The organism is Leptothrix ochracea, assembly GCF_041083635.1.
GTDB lineage: Bacteria > Pseudomonadota > Gammaproteobacteria > Burkholderiales > Burkholderiaceae_C > Sphaerotilus > Sphaerotilus ochraceus.
Window position 1 is genome coordinate 46,189 of record NZ_JBFPHB010000023.1, and the last position, 26,032, is coordinate 72,220.

The 26,032-nt window shown below is 62.7% G+C and carries 30 protein-coding genes and 1 tRNA gene; 20 read left to right on the forward strand and 11 right to left on the reverse strand.

The genetic code is table 11. From position 1 onward, the window contains the following. Positions 1–31 precede the first annotated feature (31 nt). The 3 genes from rdgB to AB3X39_RS09445 are packed head-to-tail and all read left to right on the forward strand — an operon-like array spanning position 32 to position 2,318. The gene (gene rdgB / locus AB3X39_RS09435) at positions 32–679 is read left to right on the forward strand and encodes an RdgB/HAM1 family non-canonical purine NTP pyrophosphatase (protein ID WP_369417118.1); all 648 of its coding nucleotides are present in this window, start codon (positions 32–34) and stop codon (positions 677–679) included. Continuing rightward, complete coding sequence (hemW, locus tag AB3X39_RS09440; protein WP_369417119.1) at positions 676–1,881, forward strand: radical SAM family heme chaperone HemW; 1,206 nt, start codon at positions 676–678, stop codon at positions 1,879–1,881. The genes rdgB and hemW overlap by 4 nt, the downstream gene beginning before the upstream one ends. Before the next feature lie 26 nt (positions 1,882–1,907). Then, positions 1,908–2,318 carry a group II truncated hemoglobin gene (locus tag AB3X39_RS09445; RefSeq protein WP_369417120.1) on the forward strand — a complete coding sequence of 137 codons (411 nt, stop codon included), beginning with the start codon at positions 1,908–1,910 and terminating at the stop codon, positions 2,316–2,318. A gap of 268 nt (positions 2,319–2,586) precedes the next feature. Here AB3X39_RS09445 and AB3X39_RS09450 read toward each other — a convergent pair whose 3' ends face one another. Continuing rightward, entirely contained in the window at positions 2,587–3,330 is a 744-nt protein-coding gene (locus tag AB3X39_RS09450; RefSeq protein ID WP_369417121.1) for a Smr/MutS family protein, read from the reverse strand. Beyond that, positions 3,327–3,998 carry a RadC family protein gene (gene radC, locus AB3X39_RS09455; protein WP_369417122.1) on the reverse strand — a complete coding sequence of 224 codons (672 nt, stop codon included), beginning with the start codon at positions 3,996–3,998 and terminating at the stop codon, positions 3,327–3,329. Before radC ends, AB3X39_RS09450 begins: the two co-directional genes overlap by 4 nt. Before the next feature lie 50 nt (positions 3,999–4,048). Here radC and AB3X39_RS09460 point away from each other — a divergent pair, with 50 nt between their 5' ends. The 10 genes from AB3X39_RS09460 to AB3X39_RS09505 all read left to right on the forward strand — a co-directional run bounded on the left by AB3X39_RS09460 (position 4,049) and on the right by AB3X39_RS09505 (position 11,286). Continuing rightward, on the forward strand, positions 4,049–4,501 hold the full coding sequence (locus AB3X39_RS09460) for an FKBP-type peptidyl-prolyl cis-trans isomerase (RefSeq protein WP_369417123.1): 453 nt from the start codon (positions 4,049–4,051) through the stop codon (positions 4,499–4,501). Further along, entirely contained in the window at positions 4,501–5,463 is a 963-nt protein-coding gene (gene ispH / locus AB3X39_RS09465; RefSeq protein ID WP_369417124.1) for a 4-hydroxy-3-methylbut-2-enyl diphosphate reductase, read from the forward strand. Before AB3X39_RS09460 ends, ispH begins: the two co-directional genes overlap by 1 nt. Then, positions 5,456–6,751, forward strand: coding sequence for a serine--tRNA ligase (serS, locus tag AB3X39_RS09470; RefSeq protein ID WP_369417125.1), 1,296 nt, complete (start codon positions 5,456–5,458; stop codon positions 6,749–6,751). Before ispH ends, serS begins: the two co-directional genes overlap by 8 nt. 41 nt (positions 6,752–6,792) lie before the next feature. Next, a complete protein-coding gene (locus AB3X39_RS09475) occupies positions 6,793–7,398 on the forward strand; it encodes a UPF0149 family protein (RefSeq protein ID WP_369417126.1) in 606 nt (201 codons plus the stop codon). Positions 7,399–7,615: 217 nt separating this feature from the next. Further along, positions 7,616–8,299 (forward strand): hypothetical protein, encoded by a 684-nt coding sequence (locus AB3X39_RS09480; RefSeq protein ID WP_369417127.1) that lies wholly within the window; start codon positions 7,616–7,618, stop codon positions 8,297–8,299. After that, complete coding sequence (locus tag AB3X39_RS09485) at positions 8,296–8,967, forward strand: hypothetical protein (RefSeq protein WP_369417128.1); 672 nt, start codon at positions 8,296–8,298, stop codon at positions 8,965–8,967. Before AB3X39_RS09480 ends, AB3X39_RS09485 begins: the two co-directional genes overlap by 4 nt. Further along, positions 8,964–9,290 (forward strand): hypothetical protein, encoded by a 327-nt coding sequence (locus tag AB3X39_RS09490; RefSeq protein WP_369417129.1) that lies wholly within the window; start codon positions 8,964–8,966, stop codon positions 9,288–9,290. The genes AB3X39_RS09485 and AB3X39_RS09490 overlap by 4 nt, the downstream gene beginning before the upstream one ends. Beyond that, positions 9,287–10,270, forward strand: a complete 984-nt coding sequence (locus AB3X39_RS09495; protein WP_369417130.1) for a hypothetical protein — start codon at positions 9,287–9,289, stop codon at positions 10,268–10,270. The genes AB3X39_RS09490 and AB3X39_RS09495 overlap by 4 nt, the downstream gene beginning before the upstream one ends. 46 nt (positions 10,271–10,316) lie before the next feature. Continuing rightward, a tRNA-Ser gene (locus AB3X39_RS09500) sits at positions 10,317–10,407 on the forward strand. Positions 10,408–10,464: 57 nt separating this feature from the next. Then, positions 10,465–11,286: a CoA transferase gene (locus tag AB3X39_RS09505; protein WP_369417131.1), complete on the forward strand. Its 822-nt coding sequence runs from the start codon at positions 10,465–10,467 to the stop codon at positions 11,284–11,286. A 13-nt stretch (positions 11,287–11,299) separates the two neighbouring features. Here the strand turns inward: AB3X39_RS09505 and AB3X39_RS09510 are convergent, their stop codons facing one another. The 3 genes from AB3X39_RS09510 to AB3X39_RS09520 are packed head-to-tail and all read right to left on the reverse strand — an operon-like array spanning position 11,300 to position 13,566. After that, positions 11,300–11,662, reverse strand: coding sequence for an FKBP-type peptidyl-prolyl cis-trans isomerase (locus AB3X39_RS09510; protein ID WP_369417132.1), 363 nt, complete (start codon positions 11,660–11,662; stop codon positions 11,300–11,302). Between the two features lie 19 nt (positions 11,663–11,681). Further along, entirely contained in the window at positions 11,682–12,587 is a 906-nt protein-coding gene (gluQRS, locus tag AB3X39_RS09515; RefSeq protein ID WP_369417133.1) for a tRNA glutamyl-Q(34) synthetase GluQRS, read from the reverse strand. Between the two features lie 19 nt (positions 12,588–12,606). Next, entirely contained in the window at positions 12,607–13,566 is a 960-nt protein-coding gene (locus AB3X39_RS09520) for a LysR family transcriptional regulator (protein WP_369417134.1), read from the reverse strand. A gap of 289 nt (positions 13,567–13,855) precedes the next feature. On the opposite strand from AB3X39_RS09520, the gene AB3X39_RS09525 reads away from it, so the two are divergent. From AB3X39_RS09525 to AB3X39_RS09540, 4 genes are read left to right on the forward strand one after another with little or no spacing between them, the layout of a single operon-like run. Continuing rightward, complete coding sequence (locus tag AB3X39_RS09525; protein WP_369417135.1) at positions 13,856–14,242, forward strand: hypothetical protein; 387 nt, start codon at positions 13,856–13,858, stop codon at positions 14,240–14,242. 20 nt (positions 14,243–14,262) lie between these two features. Beyond that, entirely contained in the window at positions 14,263–17,865 is a 3,603-nt protein-coding gene (gene dnaE, locus AB3X39_RS09530; RefSeq protein WP_369417136.1) for a DNA polymerase III subunit alpha, read from the forward strand. Between the two features lie 48 nt (positions 17,866–17,913). Next, positions 17,914–18,408 (forward strand): hypothetical protein, encoded by a 495-nt coding sequence (locus AB3X39_RS09535; RefSeq protein WP_369417137.1) that lies wholly within the window; start codon positions 17,914–17,916, stop codon positions 18,406–18,408. 6 nt (positions 18,409–18,414) lie between these two features. Next, entirely contained in the window at positions 18,415–19,644 is a 1,230-nt protein-coding gene (locus AB3X39_RS09540) for a patatin-like phospholipase family protein (RefSeq protein WP_369417138.1), read from the forward strand. 90 nt (positions 19,645–19,734) lie between these two features. Here the strand turns inward: AB3X39_RS09540 and AB3X39_RS09545 are convergent, their stop codons facing one another. Continuing rightward, the gene (locus AB3X39_RS09545) at positions 19,735–20,049 is read right to left on the reverse strand and encodes a ComEA family DNA-binding protein (protein ID WP_369417139.1); all 315 of its coding nucleotides are present in this window, start codon (positions 20,047–20,049) and stop codon (positions 19,735–19,737) included. Between the two features lie 206 nt (positions 20,050–20,255). Here AB3X39_RS09545 and AB3X39_RS09550 point away from each other — a divergent pair, with 206 nt between their 5' ends. Beyond that, positions 20,256–20,459, forward strand: a complete 204-nt coding sequence (locus AB3X39_RS09550; protein WP_369417140.1) for a hypothetical protein — start codon at positions 20,256–20,258, stop codon at positions 20,457–20,459. A gap of 29 nt (positions 20,460–20,488) precedes the next feature. Here the strand turns inward: AB3X39_RS09550 and rfaD are convergent, their stop codons facing one another. Then, positions 20,489–21,484, reverse strand: a complete 996-nt coding sequence (gene rfaD, locus AB3X39_RS09555; RefSeq protein ID WP_369417141.1) for an ADP-glyceromanno-heptose 6-epimerase — start codon at positions 21,482–21,484, stop codon at positions 20,489–20,491. Continuing rightward, positions 21,481–22,455: a D-glycero-beta-D-manno-heptose-7-phosphate kinase gene (rfaE1, locus tag AB3X39_RS09560; RefSeq protein WP_369417142.1), complete on the reverse strand. Its 975-nt coding sequence runs from the start codon at positions 22,453–22,455 to the stop codon at positions 21,481–21,483. The genes rfaD and rfaE1 overlap by 4 nt, the downstream gene beginning before the upstream one ends. Before the next feature lie 105 nt (positions 22,456–22,560). Here rfaE1 and AB3X39_RS09565 point away from each other — a divergent pair, with 105 nt between their 5' ends. Together AB3X39_RS09565 and waaC are read left to right on the forward strand one after the other, a co-directional pair. Then, entirely contained in the window at positions 22,561–23,217 is a 657-nt protein-coding gene (locus tag AB3X39_RS09565) for a DUF4254 domain-containing protein (RefSeq protein ID WP_369417143.1), read from the forward strand. After that, on the forward strand, positions 23,205–24,185 hold the full coding sequence (gene waaC / locus AB3X39_RS09570; protein WP_369417144.1) for a lipopolysaccharide heptosyltransferase I: 981 nt from the start codon (positions 23,205–23,207) through the stop codon (positions 24,183–24,185). The genes AB3X39_RS09565 and waaC overlap by 13 nt, the downstream gene beginning before the upstream one ends. Positions 24,186–24,192: 7 nt before the next feature. Here the strand turns inward: waaC and lapB are convergent, their stop codons facing one another. The 3 genes from lapB to AB3X39_RS09585 form a co-directional block, all read right to left on the reverse strand. Then, complete coding sequence (gene lapB, locus AB3X39_RS09575; protein ID WP_369417145.1) at positions 24,193–25,371, reverse strand: lipopolysaccharide assembly protein LapB; 1,179 nt, start codon at positions 25,369–25,371, stop codon at positions 24,193–24,195. Then, positions 25,331–25,612, reverse strand: coding sequence for a lipopolysaccharide assembly protein LapA domain-containing protein (locus tag AB3X39_RS09580; RefSeq protein ID WP_369417146.1), 282 nt, complete (start codon positions 25,610–25,612; stop codon positions 25,331–25,333). The genes lapB and AB3X39_RS09580 overlap by 41 nt, the downstream gene beginning before the upstream one ends. Before the next feature lie 72 nt (positions 25,613–25,684). Then, positions 25,685–25,978, reverse strand: coding sequence for an integration host factor subunit beta (locus tag AB3X39_RS09585; RefSeq protein WP_369417147.1), 294 nt, complete (start codon positions 25,976–25,978; stop codon positions 25,685–25,687). Positions 25,979–26,032 lie beyond the last annotated feature (54 nt).

The following is a 26,032-nucleotide window of genomic DNA, read 5'->3' on the forward strand; positions in this document are numbered from 1 at the left end:
CACCGCCCGCTGAATCGTCCGCTGAGATCCCATGGAACTGATCCTTGCCTCCAACAACGCCAAAAAGCTCAAAGAACTCTCGGCCCTGCTGGCACCGCTCTCGATTGAGCTGATCAGCCAAGGCACGCTCGGCATCCCCGAAGCCGAGGAGCCGCACCCGAGCTTTGTCGAGAACGCTTTGGCCAAGGCGCGCCACGCAGCGCTGTTGAGCGGCAAAGCCGCCCTCGCCGACGATTCCGGCCTGTGCGTCGATGCGTTGGGTGGGGCCCCGGGCGTGCATTCAGCGCGCTACGCCCAAACTGCGGCCGAAGCCGTGGAACGCGACATGCCGCGCGAGACACAACGCGAGCACCAAGACGCGGCCAACAACGCTCGCTTGCTCAGCGCCTTGGCGGCCTACCCGCTGCCGGCGCAGCGCAGCGCCCGCTTTGTCTGCGCCTTGGTGGCCGTGCGCCACGCCACCGACCCCGAGCCGCTGATCGCTTTTGGCCGCTGGGAAGGCCGCATCCTTGACCAACTGCAAGGCCAAGGTGGTTTCGGCTACGACCCACTGATGTTCATCCCCACGCTGGGCCACACCGCCGCCGAACTGCCCGCCGAGATCAAAAACGCCCACAGCCACCGCGCCTTGGCCGTGGCGCAGTTGCTGAGCCTGATGCGCACGGTCTGGTCCCTGTGAGCCAAGCCACCCTTGACGCCTTGGCGCGCTACCAGCGCCCCGGCACCCTGAACCTCGCCGGCTTGCCGCCGCTTTCGCTCTACATCCACTTGCCGTGGTGTCTGCGCAAGTGCCCATACTGCGACTTCAACTCGCACGCCAGCCCGAGCCTGCAAGACGGCGGCCTGCCCGAGACGCGCTACCTCGACGCACTCTGCGCGGATCTGGAAGCCGCCTTGCCGCTGATCTGGGGCCGCAGCGTGCAAAGCATTTTCATCGGCGGCGGCACGCCCAGCCTGTTCAGCCCCCAAGGCATCGAGCGCTTACTGCAAGACGTGCGCGCCCGCCTGCGCTTGGTGGCTGATTGCGAAATCACCCTCGAAGCCAATCCCGGCACCTTCGAGCGCGAGCGCTTTCGCGCCTTCCGCTCAGCCGGGGTGACGCGCCTGTCGATTGGTGTACAGAGCTTTCATGACGGCCAGCTCAAAGCCCTGGGCCGGGTGCATGACCGCCAGCAAGCCTTGGCCGCCGCCGAAGAAGCCGCCCAAGCCTTTGACACCTTCAACCTTGACCTGATGTACGCCCTGCCGGGCCAGACCTTGGCCGAGAGCGCCGAGGATCTGCGCACTGCGCTGGCGCTGGGGCCGACGCATCTGTCGCTCTATCACCTGACCATCGAGCCCAACACCGCCTTTGCGCTGCACCCGCCCGAAGTCCCGGGCGATGACGACGCGGCCGCCATGCTCGATCAGCTGATCGAGATCACCGCCGCTGCGGGGCTAGAGCGCTACGAAGTCTCGGCCTACGCCCGCCCCGGCCACCGCAGCCGTCACAACCTCAACTACTGGCAGTTCGGCGACTACCTCGGCATCGGCGCCGGCGCGCACAGCAAGCTGAGCTTTGCGCATCACATCGTGCGCCAAGTACGCTGGCGCGAACCCGCCGCTTACATGACGCAGGCCCTGCAAGGCCAAGCCGTCTCCAACGACGAAGAGATCAGCCGCCGCGCCCTGCCCTTTGAATTCATGCTCAACGCCCTGCGCCTCAAAGCCGGGTTCAGCTTGGACGACTTCTTGGAGCGCACCGGCTTGCCGCCCTCCAGCCTCGAAGCCGGTCTGCAAGAAGCCGTGGCACGCAAGCTTTTAGTGCGCGAAGGCCGCCACATCGCGCCCACCGCTCACGGCTTCGATTTCCTCAACGATCTGCAACAGATCTTCCTTTGACCGTAGACCCGTAACCCCGTAGAGCCATGGCTGCCAGCGACGACGACACCCCCGCCCAACTGGGCCCCACCCCGTTCGACTTGGTCGGCGGCGAAACCCGCGTGCGCGAGATCGTGGACCGTTTTTACGATCTGATGGACTTGGAGCCCAGCTTCAAAGAACTACGCGCTGCCCACGGCAGCACCTTGGACGATGCACGCGACAAGCTGTTCTGGTTCCTCTGCGGCTGGCTCGGCGGCCCCCAGCACTACATCGAACGCTTCGGCCACCCCCGCCTGCGCGCCCGCCACATGCCCTTTGCCATCGGCATCTTGGAACGCAACCAATGGCTGATCTGCATGCACCAAGCCATGGTGGACATCGGCCTCGACACCCCTTTGGTCGATCGCCTCGACCAAAGCTTTTTCACCACGGCGGATTGGATGCGGAATCAGTGATCCGACCTGTGGTCGCCCTCACCCCAACTCCCTGCAACACACCCGTTTCCCTTTTGCCCGTTCGCCCTGAGCTCGGTCGAAGGGCCTAAGCACCACACCCCCGTTCGGGCTGAGCCTGTCGAAGCCCAGCAGCCTGCTTGGCACACCGGCCCTTCGACAAGCTCAGGGCGAACGGGTCATGGGACGCCCCTCGCCCGCGACTTGCGGTAGACCGGAAGATACAAGGGGCCGGGGTGAGGGCTCGTGCCGCCAGCGCAACAGAAGAGCCTCACTCCAACCGCAGCAACACCAACAGCGCGCCCGCGCCGCCTTCGGCAGCGGGGGCTTGGACGAAGGCGCGGACGTGGGGGGATTGGACGAGCCAGCTGGGGACGCGGGCTTTGAGGATGGCGGTGCCGCTGGGGGAGCTCCAGCCTTGGCCGTGGATGATGCGCACGCACCGCCAGTGGCGGTGGTGGGCTTCGGCCAAGAAGGCGACCAGCAGCTCGCGGGCTTGATCGCGGCTCAGGCCGTGCAGATCGACTTGGCCTTGGGGACGCCAAACGCCGTGGCGCAGTTTGACCAGCACATCGGTGCCGACGCCTTCTTGGCCGTAAGCGATGGGCGTGTCGGTGGCGGCGGTGTGATCGCCGCGCCATGCAGGATCAAAGCCGTCTGAGAGCGCTTCTTGCATCGAGCGGGGCTCCGCCAAGCTGCGGAAGGCGGAGGGCGGCAAGGGCGACCATGCGGGCGGCGGCGGGGCGTGGATCACGCGGTGGGCCGTGCCACGCCGCAAGGGCTGCACCGCGCCGATGGCTTGGTGAAACACCTCGCGCTCGCGAGCCGCGGTGTTGCGGGCTGCCGCCCGCTCAGCAGCCAACCGAGCGGCGTGCTCACGCTCCTGCGCCTCGCGCGCTTTGCGCTGCTCACGCAGCAGTTGGCGCAAATCAGCCAACGTACCGGCCAACGTCCCCGCCAAGGGCGCCGCCGAGGGACTCAGCCCATGTTTCTTCTTACCCACAACCCGACTCACAACAAACCTCGCTCCACAAACGACACCACCGTGCCTTGTCCCACCACCAGATGATCCAACACCCGCACATCCACCAAGGCCAAGACCGTCTTGAGTTGCTGGGTCAGAAACTCATCGGCCCTGGAGGGCTCGGCCACGCCCGAGGGGTGGTTGTGCGTCAGGATCACCGCCGCTGCATTCAAACTCAGGGAGCGTTTGAGCACCTCGCGCGGATAGACGCTGGTCTGACTCAAGGTGCCGCGAAACAGCTCCTCAAAGGCGATCAGCCGATGCTGCGTGTCAAGAAACAACACGCCGAAGACCTCGTGCCCCAGGCCACTTAAGTGCAACTGCACATATTGGCGCACCGCCTTGGGTGAATCAAACACCGGGCTCTGTCGCAACTGGACGTGCAAAGCGCGCCGGGCCAATTCAAGCACCGCCAGCAATTCGGCCCGCTTGGCCGAGCCGCCCAAACCCTTGATGGCGGCCAGCGCCTTGGCGTCGGCTTGGAGCAATCCGCCCAGATGGCCAAAGCGATCGAGCAGGTTTTGCGCCATTTGCAGCACCCCCACGCCCGTCACCCCGGTGCGCAAGATGATGGCCAGCAATTCGGCGTCGGCCAGACTCTGGGGCCCATGCGCCAACAGCTTCTCGCGCGGCCGCAACGCAACAGGGATGTCCTTCATGATCTGCCCCCCTAGAATTGCGCCCAGTCTAACGATGACAGGATGTTCCCGTGGCCCAGGTTCGACCGGATTCTTTTTTGACCTTGCATTACCGCTTGAGCGGTCTCGATGGCACGGAGATCGTCAATACCTTCAACGACCAGCCCGCCACGCTCACGCTTGGCCAAGGCGAGTTGGCACCCGCCATTGAAGCGCGCTTGATCGGCCTTGAAGAAGGCTGCCGCACCACCCTCGCCTTGGAGGCGGGTGAAGCCTTTGGTCAGCGCAACCCCGAGCTAGTGCAAAAACTGCGGATGTCGGAGCTGCGCCAAATGGGCGACCCCAACGAGGTCTACAGCGTGGGCGATGTGGTGCAGTTCCCCACCCCCGACGGCCAAGGTGCTTTTGCCGGCATCTTGCGTGAGCTCGGTCCTGTCGAAGAGGACTGGGCGCTGTTTGATTTCAACCACCCACTGGCCGGCCAAGCGCTGAGCTTCGAGATCCAACTGATTGGGGTGCTGTGATGGGGCTCACGGACATCGTGCTGGCGCAGCCCCGGGGCTTTTGTGCCGGGGTGGACCGCGCCATCGACATCGTCGAACAGGCCTTGGCACGCTTTGGCAAGCCCATTTATGTGCGCCACGAGATCGTGCACAACACCTACGTGGTGAACGATCTGCGCACCAAAGGCGCCATCTTCATCGAAGAGCTGAGCGAAGCACCCACCGGCTCAACGGTGATTTTCAGCGCCCACGGCGTGAGCCAAGCGGTGCGCCGTGAGGCCGACGCCTTGGGCCTGCGCGTGTTTGACGCCACCTGCCCGCTGGTCACCAAGGTGCACATCGAGGTGGCCAAACTGCACCGCGAGGGCTACGAATTCGTCATGATCGGCCACAAAGGCCACCCTGAAGTCGAAGGCACGATGGGCCAGTTGAGCGAAGGCATCCATCTGGTCGAATCGGTCGAAGACGTGGCCCGGATCCAGCCCAAGCAGCCGGACCATCTGGCGGTGGTCACCCAAACCACCCTGTCGGTGGACGACGCCCGCGAGATCATGGACGCCCTGCGGGCGCGCTTTCCGGCCTTGCGCGAACCCAAGAAACAAGACATCTGCTACGCCACCCAAAACCGCCAAGACGCCGTCAAAGTCCTCTCGACCGAAGTCGATGTGGTGGTGGTGGTGGGCAGCCCGACCAGCTCGAACAGCAACCGCCTGCGCGAACTCGCTGAGCGCCGAGGCCTACCGGCGTACATGGTGGATCGGGCCGAAGATCTGCGCGCCGAATGGTTCCAAGACCGCTCGCGTGTGGGCCTGACCGCCGGTGCGTCGGCCCCCGAGATCTTGGTGCAGCAAGTCATTACTCGCCTGCGCACCCTCGGTGCCGTGAGTCTGCGCACCCTGCCGGGGATCGAAGAGACGATGCAATTTCCCTTGCCCAAGGGCCTCAAGGACAGCCCGACCCCTCCGAAAGATAGCCATGCTTGATTTGAACCAACTGCGCAAAAACCTCGATGACGTCGTCCAACGTCTGGAAAAGCGCAAGTCCCCCCAGCCTTTCCTCGATATCGAGCGTTTCCAAGGTCTGGAATCCGAGCGCAAGCTGATCCAGACCCGCACCGAAGATCTGCAAGCGCGGCGCAACCAGCTCTCCAAGCAAATCGGCCAACTCAAGGCCAAGGGCCAAGACACCAGCGCCGTGATGGCGGAAGTGGGCGGCCTCGGTGATCACCTCAAAGCCAGCGCCGAGCGGCTGGAGGTGATCCAGGCCGAGTTGGGCGAGATGCTGATGCATGTGCCCAATCTGCCCGCTGACGTCGTGCCCGTGGGCACGGATGAGAGCGCGAATCAGGAAGTGCGCCGCTGGGGCACGCCGCAGAGCTACGACTTCGCGGTCAAGGATCACGTCGATCTGGGCGCGCCGCTGGGCCTCGACTTTGAAACCGGCTCCAAGCTTTCGGGCTCACGCTTCACCTTCATGAAGGGCCCGATCGCCCGCTTGCACCGTGCGCTGGCTCAGTTCATGTTGGACGTGCAAACCAGCGAGCACGGCTACACCGAGTGCTACACGCCCTACATCGTCAACCGCAACGTGCTTGAAGGCACCGGCCAGCTGCCCAAGTTCAAGGACGACATGTTCTGGGTGCTGCGCGGTGGCGACGAAGACCAGCCCGAGCAGTACCTGATCTCGACGGCGGAGATTTCGCTGACCAACAGCGTGCGCGAGCAAGTGCTGAGCATGGATCAACTGCCGATCAAGCTCACCGCCCACAGCCCATGCTTCCGCTCCGAAGCTGGCTCGGCCGGGCGCGACACGCGCGGCATGATCCGCCAGCATCAGTTCGACAAAGTCGAGATGGTGCAAATCGTCCACCCGGATGAAAGCAGCGCCGCCTTGGAAGCGATGGTCGGCCACGCCGAAGCGATCCTGCAAAAGCTGGAACTGCCCTACCGCGTGGTGCTGCTGTGCAGCGGCGACATGGGCTTCGGCGCCACCCAAACCTACGACTTGGAAGTCTGGCTGCCCGCGCAAAACACCTACCGCGAAATCAGCTCTTGCTCGAACTGCGACGCCTTCCAAGCCCGCCGGATGCAAACCCGCTTCAAGAATGCCCAAGGCAAGAACGAGTTCGTCCACACCCTCAACGGCTCCGGCTTGGCCGTGGGCCGGGCCTTGGTGGCCGTGCTGGAGAACCATCAAAACGCCGACGGCAGCATCACCGTGCCCCAAGCCCTGCGCCCCTACTTGGGTGGCGCTGAGCGACTCACCGCCTAACCCTTTGCCCTTTGCCCTTTTCCGCCTGAGAACCTGCCCCCATGGACTACCCCCGCTACAACCCCGATTCGCCCAACGATCCGCTGTCCGAGGAGGAGTTGCAGGCGCTGGATACGTTGTTGCAAGACCTGCCCAGCGAAGCAACCATGCCCATCGACGCCATCGATGGCTTTTTGACCGCTTTGCTGGTCGGCCCAGCCGAGGTGCTCGGCAGCTTGCCGACCGCTGACTGGCTGCCCTTGGTCTGGGGCGGTGACGGCGACAACGGTGCGCCCTTCCCCAGCAACCAAAAGCGCAAGCGCACGACCGTGCTGATCCTGCGTCATCTGCAATCGATCGCCTGCCAACTGCGCGATGCCCCCGAAGCATGGGAGCCGATCTTCAGCGTGGCCGACGACGGTGAGCGCGAATGGGCCGATGCCGGCGACTGGTGCACCGGCTTCCTCCAAGCCACCGACCTCGCCCCGGATGCCTGGGCGCCCTTCTTCGACCACCCCACCCTCGGCCCAGCCCTGCTGCCCATCGCCTTGCTGGGCGGTGACGTCGAAGCCGACGCTGCCACCGACCTCGACAACCCCGAAGTCCGCGACCAACTCAGCCGCGCCGCCGCCGATGCCGTCATGCAACTGATGCAAGACCCGTCGTAAACATCATCCGGCCTTATCCGGTTTGAACCAAGCCTCCGTAGAAGGGGCGGTTTAACGCCAAAAACGGTGCGTGCCAGCGTGCTGTCATCAAGATGCGCTCTAGTTGCACATTCGCGGCACAGATCAGCCCTTTCGGTTCATCATGCTCGGCGGCTTATCAAGCAACATCATGCGGCACCTCTTGTCTCTCCCTCGTCCCCTGGTTCGGCTTTTTGCTGTGGGCGTACTCACTGCGGCGGGCTTGCCTGCTGCCATGGGCGTGGGCATCACGATGGATTGTGATCATGACGAACCCACCGTCCTGAGCGCCCAAGCCCAGCAAGGCCGGGCGCGGGCCGAGCGCACGGCGGACACCTTGCTCGTTCAATGGGAAAAAGGAAAGCAACGCTTCGAGGATCGCATTCCCGTGGTGGAAAAAAACTTCGACGAAGAGCACTACTTCTACTGCGGCTACAACCCCTTGGCTCGGCTGCATTTGGTCCGCAAAGACACGGTCGATCTGTTCACCGGCTTGCTGATCAACGATCACACCGGCCAGATCATCCCGGCCGGCTACACCGTGATCTTCTCCCCCGACCTGAGTCGCTTTCTGGCCATCCGGCAACCCGAGTACACGGAGGGTGAGGTCTGGGTGATTTCTAACTTTGACGGCACACCGCTGTGGGAAGGCCGCGCCGGCATGACGGCTGAGGGGGATGACAGCGAAGATGCCGATCTGATCGCCGAACTCGATAACCCCTACTGGCTGCCCAGCGGTGAACTGCAAGCCACACATACGTGCTTGGGCACCGATGAGGTCAAATCCACCCGCGTGACTTTGAAGCGCGTTCGCATCCCCGGCAAACCCAAAGGAGCAACCTATCAGTGGTTGCCCAAGGTAAGTTGCCCAACACTGCCATGAATCCACGGCTCAACGCATGGGGAACCATGGCCTTGGCGGCCATGATCGGGATGTTGGGCTGCACGCCCACGTGGGCGGATGTACTACCTTTCGAGGTGTATCAAGCCCAACAGCGCTTGGAAGCACATCCCGATCGCTACGACCGCGCTGATCAGTTCTGCCGTGGCAAACGGCTCCATGCGCGATGCACCATCCCCGACAGCATTTTTTCGGGGGGGGGCCCTGGAACGTGTCGGATCCAGATTGATCCAAGCCTGTACAGCATCGACTTGAGCTGTGTCTTGCATGACGAAGCCGTCGTTGAGCGTGATCTGCCCAAGGGCGGTTATCAAGCCCCCGACGATCTCTGCCACGACGGCCCCTCGCCCGTGGACGGCATCGACTGCGACTCGGCCAAATCGGCCCACATGCCTGTTGATCGGTTCTGCCGGAGCCACTTTGTGGGCGAGCGCTGCGAAGTGTCCTTCGTGCATCTGGGCCAAACCCTGCGCGACAGCGGCACCTGTCAGGTCGTCACCGAAGAGCGTCCGTTCTACTTCCGGGGGCGCCGCAAAGCCTTGCGCAACGTGCTGCGCTGTGAACCCATCCAGCCCGTTCAGCGACAGTTCACACCCACAAGCTGGTGGGAACGCGTGCGTCCCAAGACAAGGACCGAGTCGGCACCTTGAGCCCCCCCCAGACGCAAGCCCTGCTGCTGACCTTGCTCTGCGAGGTGCCGCTGATCCTGTGTTTGGCCGCCCCGGCCCCTTGGCGACGCCTCGGCGTGATTGCCTTGGTCGCCATCAGCGCCTCCCTCCTTACCCACCCCATGGCTTGGTGGCTGGCGGGCACGCTGGCCCCATGGGAAGTTCGGCCCGGTTTACTGCTGATCGAAACCGGGGTCGTGGTGCTTGAGGCGCTGTGGTACGCCCTTTGGCTGCGTCTTGGCGCGTGGCGCGCCGTGGCTTGGTCCCTGGCTGCCAATGGGCTGTCTTTCTGGGTCGGATCATGAAGCACCGTGGGTTCGGGCTCGGGATGGGACTCGGGCTGCTGGTCAGCACGGCGTTGCTGCTGCCACTGCCGCTCTACATCTGCGCGCTGGCGCTTTTTGGGCTGCCGCATGTGCTCTGGGAACTGGCTTGGCTGCGGCAGCGCTACGCCGGGCATCAACCACGCAGCTGGTGGTGGGCGGTGGGCGGCGTGCTGCTGTTGCAATCTGGCTCGCGGCTGGCGATTTGGTGCGACGTGCTCGACCCCCGAGCCGGGCCCGTGATTGATTTGACCAGCCTCGGCCTGCTCGGCGCAGCGGTGCTGCTGGGGCCACGCAGCAGCCGACCCACACGCTTGGCCGGCATGCTCTTGGCCATCGTCATGGGATGGGCCTTCACCAACGACCATGTCCTGATCGTGCTGCTGAGCTTGGCCGTGCTGCATAACTTCAGCCCGCTCGCCTTGGCCTGGGACTTGGCCCGCGAGCAACCCGCCCAACGCGCCACCGCATGGTTCATCAGCATCTTGTTTGCCCTGCCGCTGCTGATCGCCGTGCTACCCGCACCGCTACCGTGGTGGCTGTTGGATCTCCAAGCCACGTTGGGCGACGCCCTGAACCAGGGGCTGCACAGGTTGGCCCTGCCGCTGCCGAATCCTGACTTGCTGGACGGTCAACTCGCCCCCGGCTGGGGTGACGACAGCGGGCGGCGTCCAACGCTGCTCAGTGCGCTGGTGCTGGCGCAGTGCCTGCACTACCTGAGCGTGATCCATCTCTTGCCTGCCACGGGGCGGCCGCGGAGTGATGCACCGCTGCTCAGCCCACGCCAGCACGCCTTGGCGCTCGGGCTGAGCACCGCGCTGGTGATCGGTTTCATGATCGACTACCGCAACGCCCGAGGGCTCTACGCGGTGGCTTCAGGTCTGCACGCTTGGCTTGAATGGCCCATTCTGCTGTTGGCGATCACGGCACGACCCACGCGGGCTTGCCAGCCGCAAAATTGACGCTACAATGCGCGACTTAGCTTATTGCGAGACCACGCCCGAATCAGGAAAGGTGGCAGAGTGGTCGAATGCGCCGGACTCGAAATCCGGTATACGGTTATACCGTATCGAGGGTTCGAATCCCTCCCTTTCCGCCAAGTCAAAACGCCCAAGTCACTTCACCGACTTGGGCGTTTTTTCTTCCAGGATCGATCATGAATGCTGATGCGAATACTTCCCCCCTACTGGCAGGGCTGCGCGTCGTCTCGCTGGCGCTGAACTTGCCTGGGCCCGCCGCCCTGCGCCGACTGCGCGAACTGGGTGCAGCGTGTCTGAAGCTAGAGCCGCCCAGCGGCGACCCGATGCTGAGTTACGGCGCTGGCTTTTTTGCCTGGCTGCACGAAGGCATCCGCATCGAAACGGTCGATCTGAAAAGCACGGCGGGTCAAACGCGGCTGCATGCGGTCTTGGCGAACGCCGATCTGCTCATCACCTCCAGCCGTCCGGCCGCGTTAAGCCGTCTGAACATTCATGCGGAACGTCTTGAGCGTGATTTCCCCCGCCTCGGCTGGGTGGAGATCGTCGGCGACCATGCGCCCCATGACAACGAGGCCGGGCACGATCTGACCTATCAGGCGCAAGCGGGCTTGATTCGGGACCAGCTTCCCACCACCTTGCTGGCGGACATGGGCGGGGCGTTGCTGGCGGTACAGGCCGCGCTGGAGTTGGTGATCCGCCGAGGTGGTCATCGTCGCGTGGCCTTGGCCGAAGCGGCGCGCTATTTGGGGCTGCCCCAAACGTGGGGGCTGACCACACCGGGCGCGGTGCTGGGCGGTGGTCACCCCGGCTACCAAGTGCTGCGCTGCCGTGATGGCTGGGTGGCGTTGGCCGCGCTGGAGCCGCATTTTCAAGCGGCCTTGGCGCAGGCTGTTCAAGCCCACCCCAGCGCAGCCGATTGGTGCGCGGCGTGCGACGCTGCCACCCTCAACCAGACGGCGCAACGGCTGGATTTGCCGCTGCTAGCCTGGGTCGCTTGATCCAATCAGCGGATCAAGCGTTGAGCAGATCCACTTCAAACACCAAGGTGGCGTTGGGCGGAATCACGCCACCGGCACCACGTGCGCCGTAGCCAAGCTGGGGCGGGATCACCAGAACACGGGTGCCGCCTTCTTGCATGCCTTGCACGCCTTCATCCCAACCCGCGATGACCATGCGCGCGCCCAGATTGAAGACAAAGGCTTGACCACGGTCCTTGCTGGAATCAAACTTGCGACCCCGGTTGCCCGCTTGGGTGGGGTCATAGAGCCAGCCGGTGTAATGCACCGACACGGGACGGCCCGCTTTGGCCACCGCACCGCTGCCGGTCACGGTGTCTTCGTATTGCAAGCCAGAAGGCGTGGTCGTCATCGTCATTCGAGTCACCTCACAAGAATCAAAAAAGGTCGCGCATCATGCCATCGCGCCAGACACTCACGGCCTGGGCTAACCATGCCCCCACCGTGGCTGCGGGCGGAACGACCAACCCCAAATGCCTTGCCGCCGCCTGCAAAACCACCAACGGCGCAGACACATCCACCGCCTGTGCGCCATTTTGTTTCGAGAGCTTGTCGCCATCCGGCCCGAGCACCAACGGCAGATGGGCATAACGCGGCGTCGGCAGCCCCAGACAACGCTGCAACCAGATCTGCCTTGGGGTGTTATCGACCAAGTCTTGGCCTCGCACCACGTCGGTGATGCCTTGCGCGGCATCATCGACCACCACCGCCAGCTGATAGGCCCAAAGGCCATCGGAGCGCTTCAGCACAAAGTCGCCCACGTCGCGGCTGAGGTTTTGTTGACGAGGCCCCCAGCGCCGGTCGTGCCAGTCGATACAAACCGCCTCGCCAGCCGCCTGACCTGCCCCATCGACGGTACGCAAGCGCCACGCCACCGGGCCATCCTCGGCCACAGCACGGCCACGACAGGTACCGGGATACACCCACTCCCCGTGCCGGGAGGGCTCACGGCCCGCCGCTTGCAGCGCCAGCCAAAGGGTTTTGCGCGTACACCCACACGGGTAAGCCAAGCCTTGAAGGCGCAGCTGATCGAGGGCGGCTTGATACAAGTCAGAACGCTGGCTTTGCCAAACCGGTGGCTCGTCCGGGATCAAGCCGCAGGCGGCGAGCTGCGCCAAGATGAGGCGATCCACCCCAGGTTTGCAACGCAGCCCATCGACATCCTCGATCCGCACCAACCACTGCCCCCCCGCAGCGCGGACATCCAGCCATGAGGCCAACGCCGCCACCATGGAGCCCGCATGCAACGGGCCCGTGGGAGATGGCGCAAAGCGCCCGCGCATCAGCACGTCACCTTCAGCATCAAAACAGCCCTTGAGCGTGTTGATCGAGCAGCGCTTGACGGGTGCGCGGGCGCTCCAGTTGCTGCAACCACCACGTCAAGGCCCGACCATGCATCGCGCTGCGTCGCCAAGCGTAGTGAAGGTGGGAGGACTCGGTCGGCATCTCGGTGGGCACGAGCACCAAGCGCCCGGACGCCAGATAGGGTCGCACCAACGGCTCAGGCAGCCGGCCGCAGCCGAGGCCTCGCAGCTGCGCTTCCAACTTGGCCGCCAACGAGGGCACGCTGAGCACGTCCTGTCCCGCTTGGATACCGAAGGTGTGCGGCTCAAGATGCTGCGCCGTATCGGCAATCGCCACGATCCGGTGGGTGGACAACACTTCTGAGCGAATCGGCCCAGTCATCTTGGCTAAAGGATGATGCGAGGCCACCACCAGCACCATCTTGACCGCTCCAAGCACCGCCGTCTGAATGTCTTCGACCGCCGACACCGGAGGCTGCACCCCAATAGCCAAGTCCACCGCCCCGCTCAAAAGGGCTTCCCACGTGCCGTTGAGCACCTCGTTGCGCAGCTTGAGCCGTGTCAGCGGGGCCGCGTCTTCGAGGGCATAGAAACTTTCCATCAAATCGAACAGCGCAGTCGGTGCCACGATGCCGTCGAGCGCAATCGCCAACTCGGGCTCCCAGCCGGTGGCGACACGCTGCACGCGGTGCGCCACGGTGTGCATCTGCTGCAAAAGCCGCCGCCCTTCACGCAGCAACTCATGCCCTGCGTCCGTCAACTGGGCCTGACCCCGTCGATCAAAGAGCAGCGCATCAAGGGCCAGTTCGAGTTGCTTGACGTTGTAGGTCAGCGCTGAGGGCACCTTGCCCAACTCGCGCGCAGCTGCCGCGAAGCTGCCAGTGCGGGCAATGGCATCAACCATCTCAAGGGCTTCAGGGGTCAAAGCCAAGTAACGCGATGACGAGCGAAGAGTCATGGATAAGGCTGGTGACGCAAGCGTGACCTACGTAACAAAAAGATGGGATGAAAAACACCTAAAACATCGCATTGTCAAGGCAAGCCGAGACCAGCGATGGCAAGTGTTGTGAAAAACACATCTTTTTGCGTCTGAATGTGGCCCTTGGTCGGCGATCACCGCAGAGCGTGCGATTCCGCACACATCGGCTTTTCGTTACATCCCTCACATCCTAAGGAATCAGAGTTCACATCGTTACAGTGATTTCTCTATGCATTCAGCCCCGCTTTGGCGGTTAACCCTTCTAGTAATGTGGCTTCTAAGCGCCTGTGGTGGTGGTGGCAGCAGTCCTGCGCCGACCGCCAAACTGCCGCTGTCGGAGCTGGATATGTTGCGCACACAAATCGCGCAACAAGAGCAGCACGTCAGAGCCTTGGCCGTGGACAGCCCCTGCGACAGTCATGCGGATTGCCGCATGGTGGCCATTGATCCCCAAACGGGCTGCGCCACGCCAGCGGCCCTGCCCTATTCGCTGCGCAGTACCGACATCTTGCAACTGGGCAACGCCGCCTTTGATCTGACGCTCCTCAAACAACGGTTGTGGATTCAAGAAAACCCCAACACCGTTTGCCCGGCGGTGATCTATCCACTGCCCAACGCCATCTGCGTCAACACGCGTTGCGTCGCAGGGCCGTAAAGCCCTGACAAAATGGGCGTATGACCCGCCCCCATGCCCCCGTTTTCGTTCACCTGCGAACCCACACTGAGTTTTCCGTCATTGATGGCACCTTGCGCATCGATGACATGGTCAAAGCCGCAGCCCGTGATGGTCAGCCGGCCTTGGCCATCACCGATCTGGGTAACCTTTTTGGTGCCATCAAGTTCTACAGTGCGGCCCGCAAATCGGGCGTACAGCCCATCTTAGGGGCCGACCTCTGGCTGGAACCCGACACGGCCAGCGCCGATCCGCGCCAAGCCAACCGCCTGCTGCTCTTGGTCCAAGATCGTCAGGGCTACCTGAATCTATGCGAGCTGATCTCAAGAGCCTGGATCCAGAACGTGCAGCGCGGCAACCAAGCTTGGATCAAGTGGTCGTGGCTGGAAGAACTCAGCGGCGGACTGATCGCGCTCTCAGGGGCGCAGATGGGTGCCATCGCACAAGCTCTTGGGGTGCAAGACAGCGCGCGGGCCACCGAGCTGGCCCAGCGGCTGGCAGCTCTTTTCCCGCAGCGCTTCTACATCGAGCTGCAACGCGCTGGCTTACCGGGACAGGAGGCCTATGTCCGCGCCGCTGTGCCCTTGGCTGCTGAGCTGTGCCTGCCGGTCGTCGCCACCCATCCAGCCCAGTTTCTGAGCCCGGATGACTTTGATGCCCACGAAGCACGGGTCTGCATCGCGGAGGGCGAGACCATCGCCAACCCCAAGCGCATCAAACGTTTCAGCCGTGAGCAGCATTTCAAAAGCCAAGCCGAGATGGCCGAACTGTTTGCCGACCTGCCCTCGGCCTTGGCCAACACGCACACCATTGCCCAGCGCTGCCACCTCCACTTGGTGCTGGGCAAGCCGCAGCTACCCAACTTCCCCACCCCGCAGCTCGGCGACGGCTCCTTCATGCCCATGGCGGATTACTTCCGCCAACTCTCGGTCGAAGGCCTAGAGCAGCGCTTGGCCATGCTCTACCCCGATCCTGGCCGCCGCGACAAGGAGCGCCCACGTTACGCCGAACGGTTGGAATTCGAGATCGGCACGATCTTGAAGATGGGCTTTCCGGGTTACTTCCTGATCGTGTCCGACTTCATCCGCTGGGCCAAAGCGAACGGCTGTCCGGTCGGTCCCGGCCGGGGCTCCGGCGCAGGCTCACTGGTGGCCTACGTGCTCTCGATCACCGACCTTGATCCGCTGCACTACAACTTGCTGTTCGAGCGCTTCCTGAACCCGGAACGGGTCTCGATGCCGGACTTCGACATCGACTTCTGCCAAGGCAACCGCGACCGGGTGATCGACTACGTCAAAGAACGCTATGGCCGCGCAGCGGTCAGCCAGATCGCCACCTTCGGCACCATGGCGGCCAAGGCGGCGCTGCGCGACATCGGCCGCGTGCTGGGTATGGGCTACGGTCATGTGGATTCGATCGCCAAACTCATTCCGGCCCCGCCGGGCAAATCGGTGACCTTGGCGCGCGTCCCTGATGAGCCCGAAGGCAACGTGATCTACGCCCGCAAGGAAGCGCCTGAGCTGGAAGAGCGCGAAAAAAACGAAGAAGAAGTGGCCGAGCTGCTCAGCTTGGCGATGCGGGTCGAGGGCATGGTGCGCAACATCGGCATGCACGCCGGTGGCGTGCTGATTGCGCCGGGCAAGATCACCGATTTTTGCCCGCTCTACCAGCAGCCCGGCAGCGACTCGGCGGTGAGCCAGTTCGACAAAGACGACGTGGAAGCCATCGGCTTGGTGAAGTTCGACTTCTTGGGTCTGGCGACCCTCACCATCTTGGAGTTGGCCAAGGACTTCATCGTCAGCCGCCACGCTGAGCAAAAAAACTTTGCCTTCGAGACCATCCCGCTCGATGACGCCCGGGTCTACAAGCTGTTCTCCGATGGCCTGACCGAATCGGTCTTCCAGTTTGAATCCGGCGGCATGCAGCGCATGCTCAAAGATGCCAAACCCAGCCGGCTTGAAGACCTGATCGCCCTGAATGCGCTCTACCGCCCCGGCCCAATGGACCTGATCCCGAGCTTCGTGGCCCGCAAGCACGGCCGCGAAGTGGTCGAATACCCCCATCCGCTGGTCGAAGGCGTGCTGGCCGAGACCTACGGGATCATGGTCTACCAAGAACAGGTGATGCAGACCGCGCAGGTGCTGGGTGGCTACAGCTTGGGCGGCGCCGACATGCTGCGCCGCGCGATGGGCAAGAAAAAGGCCGAGGAGATGGCCGAGCACCGGGCGATCTTTCGCAAAGGTGCCGCAGGCAAAGGCATCAACGAGGCCAAGGCCGATGAAGTCTTTGACCTGATGGAAAAGTTCGCCGGCTACGGCTTCAACAAGTCGCACGCCGCCGCCTACTCGCTCTTGGCCTATCACACCGCTTGGATCAAGGTGCATTACGCGGCCGAGTTCTTTGCCGCCAACATGACCATTGAGCTTGACGACACCGACAAGCTCAAGGTGCTGCGTGAAGACGCCCTCAAATTCAACATCGAATTCGACGCCCCCGATGTCAATCTGGGCGTCTACCGTTTCGAGCCGGCACCAGGCCCTGCGGGCAACAAGCGCATCCGCTATGGCTTAGGGGCGGTCAAGGGCACGGGTCAAGGCGCGATCGAAGCGATCATCCGCGCCCGCAGCGAGGGCGGCCCGTTCAGCTCCATCTTTGATTTCGCCGCACGGGTGGATCGCAAAAGCATCAACAAGCGCGCGGTGGATGCGCTCATCAAAGCCGGTGCTTTCGACAAAATTCACCCCAAAAACATCGACGGCCGGGCCGAATTGCTGGCCAGTTTGAGCTTGGCCTTCGAATACGCCGACACCCAAGCCGCGCATGCCGATCAAGGCGGTTTGTTTGACTTTGGCAGCGACGACGATCACGGCAGCTCCACCCGTGAACCGGATTACGTGGCGACACCGGCTTGGGACGTCAAGACTCGCCTCACCCATGAGAAGGTAGCCTTGGGCTATTACTTCTCGGGCCACCTGTTCGATCAAGTCGCGGCCGAAGTGCGCCAATTTGCCAAACGCGCCGTGGCCGACGTGAGCGACACGCGCGAGCCGCAGATGCTGGCCGGCATCATCACGGACCTGCGCATCGTCAACGGTCAGCGCGGCAAGGTGGCGCTGTTCAAGCTTGACGACCACAGCGGCACGATTGAATCGGTCATCAACGAAGAGTTGCTCAACAGCGCCAGCCACGTCTTGAAAGACGATGAATTCATCGTCGCTCAAGGTCGAGCGCAACCGGACCGGTTTTCAGGAGGGTGGCGCTTCAACATCCACCAAGTCTGGAGCTTGGCCGACGCCCGATGCCGCCATGGGCAGTACTTGCGCCTGAGCCTTGGCGCCGAAAATACCCCACCCCCCTTTGATCTCATCTTGCGCGATCACCCCGCCAAACATCAAATCAGTGATCAGGGCGAGGTGGTGCAAGGGCTGCCGATCCGGGTGGCTGTGCGCCGCCCCACGGCCATGGCCGAGCTGGATCTGGGCGCGACCTCACGCTTTTACCCCAGTGATGCGGCCTTGGCCCTGTGGTCACAATGGGCCCAGCAAAGCGAGGAAACCGTGGAATTGGTTTACGCTGGTAACCAAGATGGCATGTTGTCCTCCTGATGCGCTGCCAAGCGTTATAGATGAAGGTTTCCACCGCAAGGAGTTTTGATGTATCCCCGTTTTCTTACCATCGGCGCAGCACTGATCGCACTGACGGGTCTGTCGAGCGCTTGGGCCGCGACCGATGTGGGTGTCTCGGTCCAAGTCAATCAACCTGGTGTCTATGGCCGCATCGACATCGGTAACACCTCCCGCCCTGCGGTTGTGAACACGGCGCCAGTCATCATCATGGCGCCACAGCCTCAACCACAACAACGCCAAGTTCAGGCGCCAGAACCGGTGTACATGTGGGTTCCGCCGGGCCATCAACGGAACTGGAAGCGCCACTGCCGCGAATACAACGCCTGCAACAAGCCGGTCTATTTTGTTCAGGACCAGTGGTACAACGACAACGTTCGAGGCTCGGGTCAAGCCCAAGGTCGCGACCATGAAGAGCGCCGCCATGAGGAACACCGTCGGCACGATCGCGAAGAGCGCCGCGATGAAGGCGACCGGGGTGATCGCGGTGAACGGGATCACGACAAACATCACGGTCGCGACTGATCTGCGTTGGTTGCGCCCAACCCGCCTCGTATTGGTTTGGTCCTGACCGGCGGTGGGGCCCGTGCCGCTTACCAGATTGGGGTCTTGAAGGCCTTGGCTCGCATGGCGCCCCATGCGGGTCCAGAAGCCCCCAGCCAGCGACGCAGTCTGCCCTTTCGCATCGTCTCAGGCACCTCTGCGGGTGCTCTGAACGCAGCCACCTTGGCCGGTCAAGCCGACGACTGGGATGCCGCCCTCGACACGCTGACCCAAGTCTGGGAGAACATCCACGCTGAACAGGTCTACCGCACCGATATCCCCGGTTTGCTGCGAACCGGGCTACCGTGGCTGCTGATGTTGATTCCCGGCTGGGGGCTGGCCTCGCGCTGGTCACGCGTACAGCCCCGGTCCTTGCTCGACAATCGTCCCCTGGCAGAACTGCTACGCCGGATGACCCGCCTTGATCGGGTCCCTGACATGCTGGCGCAGGGGCATCTGGACGCGCTGGCCGTGACGGCATCAAGCTACACCACAGGACTGCACGTCACGTTCTACGACAGCTTGCACGCGATCAGCCCATGGACACGCTCGCAGCGCATGGCCTTGCATACACCGCTATCGTTTGATCACCTTCTGGCCTCTGCCGCCATTCCGTTCCTCTTCCCCGCTGTGCAGTTAACCACCGAAGCCCCGCATCTTTGGCCCATGCAATGGTTTGGAGATGGCGCGATGCGCCAAGTTGCACCGATTGCCCCCGCCATTCATTTGGGTGCAGAACGGATCATGGTGATTGGCTCAGGACGGCTGGAAGAACCCCTTGAGCCCTATGATCATCACCATCCGGGGGGTTATCCCAGCGTGGCTCAAATGGCGGGGCATGCGTTATCGAATATTTTTCTTGACTCTCTGGCGGTCGATATCGAGCGGCTACAGCGCATCAACACCACCTTGACCTTGATTCCGCCAGAAGCCCGGGCCCATACGCCGCTGCGTCCTATTCAAGCGTTGATCATTGCACCCAGCGAACGCCTTGATGACATTGCAGCACGCCATCTGCACAGCCTGCCAAACACCATCCGCGCGCTCTTGCGTACCGCAGGAGTGACGCGATCCTTGGGGGGACCTCGTGAAGGAACCGGAACCGCTTTGGCCAGTTATCTGCTGTTCGAAAGCTCGTACACCCGTGAATTGATTCGCATGGGTGAGCGAGATGCCCAAGCCCGACATGCAGACATCGACGCTTTTTTTAACTGGTAAGAAAACGGGCCCGTCTGTCCAGTCTGTCAAGACAGCACAGGCCCGTGAACACGCCCTTCTCCCTGACAAGGGTCGTGTGGTCTCAATGGTTCATTTCTGAGCGGGTTTGCCCGCCTTGGCCACCACCGCAGGGGCAACATACGTCGCGGCCCCCACCGTCAACCCAGCCTCTGACAACCGGGCGGCATTGGTTTTACCCACCCCTTGGACGCGATCAATCAGATCTGACCAATCCTTGAACGTCGCTTTTTGGCGCTCGGTCAGAATGCGCCCAGACAGCGCAGGCCCCACCCCTTTGACGGATTCCAGTTCGGACTGGGTGGCCTTGTTGACATCGACCCCAGCCCATGCTGCCGTCATGCCCAGCACCAACGCCAGGCCTAGCAACCATGATTTCGTTTTCATCATGTCCTCCGACTCGTTGCAGTTTTGACCAACCCTGCACCTCTGACTTTGAACGGGTGGCGAGGGTTGGCTTGACTGTAGGTCGCAGGAGAAACGAAATCGTTCACCCAAAAGGGGGGGATTGAGGATTTTTTTGGGGGGGTCCACGCCTATGATGCAATCCCGTTTCGTCGATATGGATCGACGGAACGGCTTGAGAGGTTTCCATGGAAGAACTGGTCGAACTGATCGCAGTTTTTGGTGCCCTGATGGCTTCGTGGCGCTTTTTGCTGTGCGCTTTGCCCACCTCAGGGGCGGTTTGGGCCGTCGTGAACTACGTCGAGGCCGAAGAGATGCAGTGGCTGATCGGCCTGCCCATCGCCCTGATCGGTTTGGGGATTGGATTGTTCTGGGAGTGGCGCGGTAAGTAGCCGCGCATTCACCCCCCACCAGCACGGGCCTAGCCCGGCTGCCCCGCCAGCCATGCAACGTATTGCGCCACGCCGCTGGCCACATCGGCAAAGACGTGATCGCACCCCGTGGCACGTAGCCGAGCCAAGTCAGCTTCGGTGTGGCACTGGTACTTACCGCGCAGGGCATCGGGAAAGTCGATGTAACTCACCAAGCCTTGCTCGATTTGTTCTTGCAAGCTCAAGCTGAACTGGTTTTGCTGTTGGCGGCAAGCATTCACCACCGCATGGGCCACATCGTTGAAGGGCTGGGCACGGCCTGAGCCAAGATTGAAGATGCCGCTTTGCTCAGGATGCTGCAAGAACCACAGGTTCACCGCCACCACGTCGTCCACAAAGACGAAATCGCGCGACTGCATCCCAGGGGCGTAGCCGTTGTACTCGCCGAACAGCTTGACTTGGCCGGTGCTGCGGAACTGATTGAAGTGATGAAACGCCACGCTGGCCATGCGAGCCTTGTGCTGCTCACGCGGGCCGTACACGTTGAAATAGCGAAAGCCAACGATCTGGCTGGATGCGGTGGGCAGATAGCGCCGCACCACTTGGTCAAAAAGGAGCTTGGAGTAGCCGTAGACGTTCAGCGGCGCTTCAAAGGCCGGCTCCTCGCGGAAGGTTTCACTACCGCCATAGGTCGCCGCTGAGCTGGCGTAGAGCAGCCGGGTACCTTGGGCCAAACAAGCATCCAGCAAGGTTTTGGAGCAGCGGTAGTTGTTCTCCAGCATGAACTTGCCGTTGTGCTCCATGGTGTCGGAGCAAGCGCCTTCGTGCAAGATCGCGTCGATCTTGCCCAACTCGCCAGCGGCAAAGCGGCTGTAGAACTCGTCCTTGTCGAAGTAGTCGCTCAAGGTCGCACCGAGCAAATTGCGGTACTTGGGGCCATCGGTCAGGTCATCGACGGCGATCACCTCCTTGGCCCCGAGCCGATTCAAGCCATGCACCAGATTGCTGCCGATCATCCCGGCGGCCCCGGTCACCACGATTCTCATGTTGTCTCCTTGGCAAACAGTTCTTCATAGCTGCAACTGGCGGTGCCGAACTTGCCGACCACGATGCTGCCAGCCCGATTGGCCAGCGGCAAAGCCTCGCGCAACCCCAAACCACACGCCAGCATGGCAGCCAGCGTGGCGATCACCGTATCCCCCGCACCCGTGACATCAAACACTTCGCGGGCCTGGGCCGGCACATGCTGATGCGCAAGCTTGGCCGGATCGTTGCCCGCCAGATCGAACAGCGACATGCCGTCTTCAGAACGTGTCAGCACCAACCCTGCCAAACCCAACTCTTCGCGCAGCGCGTGGGCCCGGCGATGCAAATCGGCCTCGTCGCGCCAAGAGCCCACCACCTGCGCCAATTCAGCACGATTCGGTGTGAGCGTCGTCGCACCCTTATAGCGGCTGTAATCGCTGCCCTTGGGATCGACCAGCACGGGCTTGCCCGCCGCACGGGCCAGCTCAATCATGCGCGGAATGTGCGTCAAGCCACCTTTACCGTAGTCAGAAAACAGCACGGCGTCAAAGTCGGGCAACACGCGCTCGTAATCGGTCAACATCTGCTGAAGCACTTCGTGCTCCGGCTGATTCTCGAAATCAATCCGCATCAGCTGCTGTGAGCGACCAATGACGCGCAGCTTGACGATGGTGTAGAGCTTGGGATCACGGCCCAGCACCGTGCTCACGCCCTGCTCTTCGAGCAACTGACGCAAACGACGGGCCGGCTCGTCGTCACCGACCACCGTCAGCAAGGTGCACTGCGCACCGAGCGTCTTGACGTTGAGCGCCACATTGGCCGCGCCACCGAGGCGCTCTTCCTCCCGCGTGACGCGCACCACTGGCACGGGGGCTTCGGGCGAGATGCGATCGACCGAGCCAAACCAGTAGCGATCCAACATGGCATCACCCACCACCAGCACACGGGCTTGGGCAAGACGTTCGGGCGTGAGAAGAACAGAGGAGGACATGGCTCGGAGACAGCGATAATCGCGCCAAAACGGCGCGCCATTCTGCCACCTCGGCACTTGGCTCGGGGCTTGGGGCCCGCGCCTTAGCCCGGATGGAACTCTGCTATGAATGAACCTGCCGTCACTGCTGCTGCGCTTGTCGAGTTGCACGACACGCTGCTGAGCCAAGCCACTTGGCCTCAAACCGAACCCAGCCCGGCGCTGGCTCCGGACAACGTCTGGCACTGGATCAGCGCCAACCATCGCTTCAACAGCCTGCTGTGGGCGGAAGAAGACTTGGCGCGACGCACGCGGGTCAGCGACAGCGATATCGCCACCAACAAGCGCGCCATCGACGGTTTCAACCAAGCCCGCAACGACGCCACGGAACGCGTCGATGAACTGCTGCTGATCGAGTTGGGGCTGGTCGATGCGACCTCGGCCCGTACCGATGCCCCGGTCTCCATGGCACCGGCCACCGCCCGACTGAACAGCGAAACGGCGGGGGCCATGATGGATCGGCTCTCGATCATGGCGCTCAAGGTGCATGCCATGCGCGCCCAGTGCTTGCGCACCGATGTCGATGCTGAACACATCGCCAGCAGCCGCATCAAGCTGGACCGGCTCCTGACCCAACGCACCGATTTGGCCGCCTGCCTTGATGCCTTGCTGCGTGACTGCCGCACCGGGCAGGCTTATTTCAAGGTCTATCGCCAATTCAAGATGTACAACGATGCGCGCTTCAATCCGGCGTTGGTCGCCGAACAACGATGCGCATCCTGATCGTCAAGACCTCGTCGATGGGCGACGTGGTTCACGCCTTGCCCGCCATCACCGACATGCACCGTGCGCTGCCGGATCTCACCGTGGACTGGGTGGTGGAGCGTCCCTTTGCGGCCTTGCCGGCCTTGCACAAGGGTGTGCGCCGCGTCTTGCCGATGGCGTGGCGCAAATGGCGGCGCCAGCTCGGTCAGCGCAAAACGTGGGACGAGATCAAGGCCTTTCGCACCGAGCTGCAACGGGAGCCCTACGACCTTGTGATCGACATGCAAGGCCTGCTCAAGAGCGTGATGTGGGGCTTGCAGGCCCATGGTCCCATGGGCGGCTTTGATCGCACCAGCTTGCGGGAGCCGCTTGCCGCGCTTTTCTATCGCCACACCGCCCACGTCGCCCGGCCACAGCAGGCCGTAGCGCGCTGCCGGCAATTGACCGCACAGTTGCTCGGCTATCCCCTTGACCCGCAATCCAAGCCTGATTTCGGCCTGCGCGACTCCCCGCTACCGGCGTCACCTTGGCGACCCAACCGGCCTTATGCCGCGTTGATTCCCTGCGCCAGCCGGCCAGAGAAGTTCTGGCCCGACGCCGACTGGATCGCGGTGGGGCACGCGCTGCAAGCGCGGGGCTGGCAACCCGTGGTGCTGTGGGGCAGTCCGCAAGAAGAAACCATGGCCAAGCGCATTGCCGCAGGCTGTGACGGCGCAGTGCCGCCCTTTCTCAAGGTGGGTGAGATGGCCACGGTCTTGGCCGGTAGCCAGCACATCATCGGCTTGGATACCGGCTTCACCCACTTGGGTGCGGCTTACGGCATCGACACTTTAGGCATTTACTGCGACCACGAACCCGGTTTAGCGGGAGTCACGGGCTCCGGACAGGTCAGCAGCTTGGGCGGCAAGGGCCAACGGCCCAGCTTTGAGGCCGTGATGAACGCGCTGCAAGCGCAGTGGGCCGCGGCAGAAGCCGCCGTTCAGTGAACTTTTGTCAGTGATCTTCCAGCCGACGCGGCGGGTAGGTATCCCAGCCTTGGCAGCCGGGGCATTGCCAGAAGTACTGCTGCGCCTCAAAGCCGCAAGCCGCGCAGCGATAGCGCTGCAACGGTCGAGCTGCCTCGCTCAAGGCCTGCTGAATCGCTTGCGCTTCATCCGGCTGCGCTGAAGGGCCCAAACCGATCTCGCGCAACAGCGCTTGGGTGGCGGTCAGGGTGGGATGCAGCTGCAAATGCTCGTGCAGCGTCTCACGACGCTCCGTGGGATCGGTCTCCAGCTTGAGAAGCGCAGCCAACACATCGGTCGATGGGGTTTGACGCTGGACGGCACGCAGACACTCACGCGCCACATCCTCTTGCCCGCAAGCTTTGGCACTGGCGCCGTAATCGCGTGCAATGACTGAAAAGACCCCTGGGTGAATCGTCATCAACGGGGTCCAAAGCGTCAGGGCTTCTGCATGCTTGCCTTGGCGCGCCAAACGCTGGCCCGCCAAGACCCATGGTCTGGGCGATTGCGCCGAAGCTTCCCGGGCGCGTGCCAAAGCGGTTTCGGCTTCTTCCGCTTGACCGCGTGCGTCGGCCTCAAGGGCCAATTCACAGGCGTAGTGCGCAATGCGGGAACCAAAAGAGCCGCCAGCGACCGACTCCAAGCTGCGGGCCACCTCGATGGCGGACTTCCAGTCGCGAGCGCGCTCATGCAGCGTCAAGGTGGCAAGGCGAGCTTCGGTGGCGAAATCGGTGCCTTCCAGCATCTTGAAAGCCTGCTCCGCCCGATCGAACAAACCCGCTTTGTGATAGTCCTGCGCCAAGGCGAACTGCGCCCGATCGCGCTCAGAAGCCGGCAAATCACCCCGCATCACCAAATGCTGGTGCACCCGCACGGCACGTTCGTACTCGCCCCGGCGACGGAACAAGTTGCCCAAAGCAAAGTGCAAATCGGAGGAACCGGGGTCGTGCTGGACCGCTTCGATGAAGGCGTCGATGGCCTTGTCTTGTTGCTCGTTGAGCAACAGGGTCAGCCCTTTGAAGTACGCCTGAGGGGCGTCATGTTGAACCCGCCGCCACTGCCGAACATCGATGCGAGAAGCCATCCAGCCCAAGCCGAAGGCCACGGGCAAAGCCCAAAGAAGCCACTCAAAGTCCATCACGAGGCGGATGCTCCAGAACAGGGGCACGGGCTGCAGGATCGCTCTGGCCTTTGGCCTTGGTGGACACGGTGGCCGCAGGATGACCCTGCGTCGCGCTCTTGGCCGCCATGTCACGCACACAGCGTCGCAAACGCCACCAACTGGGGAGCATGACCAACACGCCCAGCACACAGCCGACCGAGAGAATGGTCAACACGATCAGCACCATCGGGGCGCGCCACTCGAAGCCGAAAAACCATTTCAACGGCACTTCGTGTCCGTTGTTCATGGCGAAGGCAAAGAGGACGAAAAAAAGAAAGGCTCGAAGGAGCCAAGTTAGAACGTACATGGCGCGGCGATTCTAGCCGGCCGTATCGGCTGCATCGACAGCCTCACGCAAGGCTTTGCCCGGCTTGAAATGGGGAACGCGCTTTTCAGGCACGGTCACTTGCTCACCCGAGCGTGGATTGCGACCCACACGCGAAGGGCGTTGGGTCACAGAAAAGCTGCCAAAGCCACGGATTTCGATGCGATGGCCTTCGGCCAGCGCATCCCCCATCGCCTCCAGCATGGCCCGAACAGCCAGCTCGACATCGCGATGGGGCAGCTGTCCGAACTCGTCGGACAGCAAGGCAACCAGCTCAGAACGGGTCATGACAACACCGAGGTGAACAAGGCAGCTTCTTCTTGCACAACAGCCTTCAAGTCA

What these genes read in the sequence shown, in the direction of transcription:
- rdgB (WP_369417118.1), top strand. Translation starts at nt 32, where the DNA reads ATGGAACTGATCCTTGCCTCCAACAACGCCAAAAAGCTCAAAGAACTC.
- AB3X39_RS09445 (WP_369417120.1), top strand. Translation starts at nt 1,908, where the DNA reads ATGGCTGCCAGCGACGACGACACCCCCGCCCAACTGGGCCCCACCCCG.
- radC (WP_369417122.1), bottom strand. Translation starts at nt 3,998, where the DNA reads ATGAAGGACATCCCTGTTGCGTTGCGGCCGCGCGAGAAGCTGTTGGCG.
- ispH (WP_369417124.1), top strand. Translation starts at nt 4,501, where the DNA reads ATGGGGCTCACGGACATCGTGCTGGCGCAGCCCCGGGGCTTTTGTGCC.
- serS (WP_369417125.1), top strand. Translation starts at nt 5,456, where the DNA reads ATGCTTGATTTGAACCAACTGCGCAAAAACCTCGATGACGTCGTCCAA.
- AB3X39_RS09475 (WP_369417126.1), top strand. Translation starts at nt 6,793, where the DNA reads ATGGACTACCCCCGCTACAACCCCGATTCGCCCAACGATCCGCTGTCC.
- AB3X39_RS09485 (WP_369417128.1), top strand. Translation starts at nt 8,296, where the DNA reads ATGAATCCACGGCTCAACGCATGGGGAACCATGGCCTTGGCGGCCATG.
- AB3X39_RS09495 (WP_369417130.1), top strand. Translation starts at nt 9,287, where the DNA reads ATGAAGCACCGTGGGTTCGGGCTCGGGATGGGACTCGGGCTGCTGGTC.
- AB3X39_RS09505 (WP_369417131.1), top strand. Translation starts at nt 10,465, where the DNA reads ATGAATGCTGATGCGAATACTTCCCCCCTACTGGCAGGGCTGCGCGTC.
- AB3X39_RS09510 (WP_369417132.1), bottom strand. Translation starts at nt 11,662, where the DNA reads ATGACGATGACGACCACGCCTTCTGGCTTGCAATACGAAGACACCGTG.
- gluQRS (WP_369417133.1), bottom strand. Translation starts at nt 12,587, where the DNA reads ATGCGCGGGCGCTTTGCGCCATCTCCCACGGGCCCGTTGCATGCGGGC.
- AB3X39_RS09520 (WP_369417134.1), bottom strand. Translation starts at nt 13,566, where the DNA reads ATGACTCTTCGCTCGTCATCGCGTTACTTGGCTTTGACCCCTGAAGCC.
- AB3X39_RS09525 (WP_369417135.1), top strand. Translation starts at nt 13,856, where the DNA reads ATGTGGCTTCTAAGCGCCTGTGGTGGTGGTGGCAGCAGTCCTGCGCCG.
- dnaE (WP_369417136.1), top strand. Translation starts at nt 14,263, where the DNA reads ATGACCCGCCCCCATGCCCCCGTTTTCGTTCACCTGCGAACCCACACT.
- AB3X39_RS09535 (WP_369417137.1), top strand. Translation starts at nt 17,914, where the DNA reads ATGTATCCCCGTTTTCTTACCATCGGCGCAGCACTGATCGCACTGACG.
- AB3X39_RS09545 (WP_369417139.1), bottom strand. Translation starts at nt 20,049, where the DNA reads ATGAAAACGAAATCATGGTTGCTAGGCCTGGCGTTGGTGCTGGGCATG.
- AB3X39_RS09550 (WP_369417140.1), top strand. Translation starts at nt 20,256, where the DNA reads ATGGAAGAACTGGTCGAACTGATCGCAGTTTTTGGTGCCCTGATGGCT.
- rfaD (WP_369417141.1), bottom strand. Translation starts at nt 21,484, where the DNA reads ATGAGAATCGTGGTGACCGGGGCCGCCGGGATGATCGGCAGCAATCTG.
- rfaE1 (WP_369417142.1), bottom strand. Translation starts at nt 22,455, where the DNA reads ATGTCCTCCTCTGTTCTTCTCACGCCCGAACGTCTTGCCCAAGCCCGT.
- AB3X39_RS09565 (WP_369417143.1), top strand. Translation starts at nt 22,561, where the DNA reads ATGAATGAACCTGCCGTCACTGCTGCTGCGCTTGTCGAGTTGCACGAC.
- waaC (WP_369417144.1), top strand. Translation starts at nt 23,205, where the DNA reads ATGCGCATCCTGATCGTCAAGACCTCGTCGATGGGCGACGTGGTTCAC.
- AB3X39_RS09580 (WP_369417146.1), bottom strand. Translation starts at nt 25,612, where the DNA reads ATGAACAACGGACACGAAGTGCCGTTGAAATGGTTTTTCGGCTTCGAG.
- AB3X39_RS09585 (WP_369417147.1), bottom strand. Translation starts at nt 25,978, where the DNA reads ATGACCCGTTCTGAGCTGGTTGCCTTGCTGTCCGACGAGTTCGGACAG.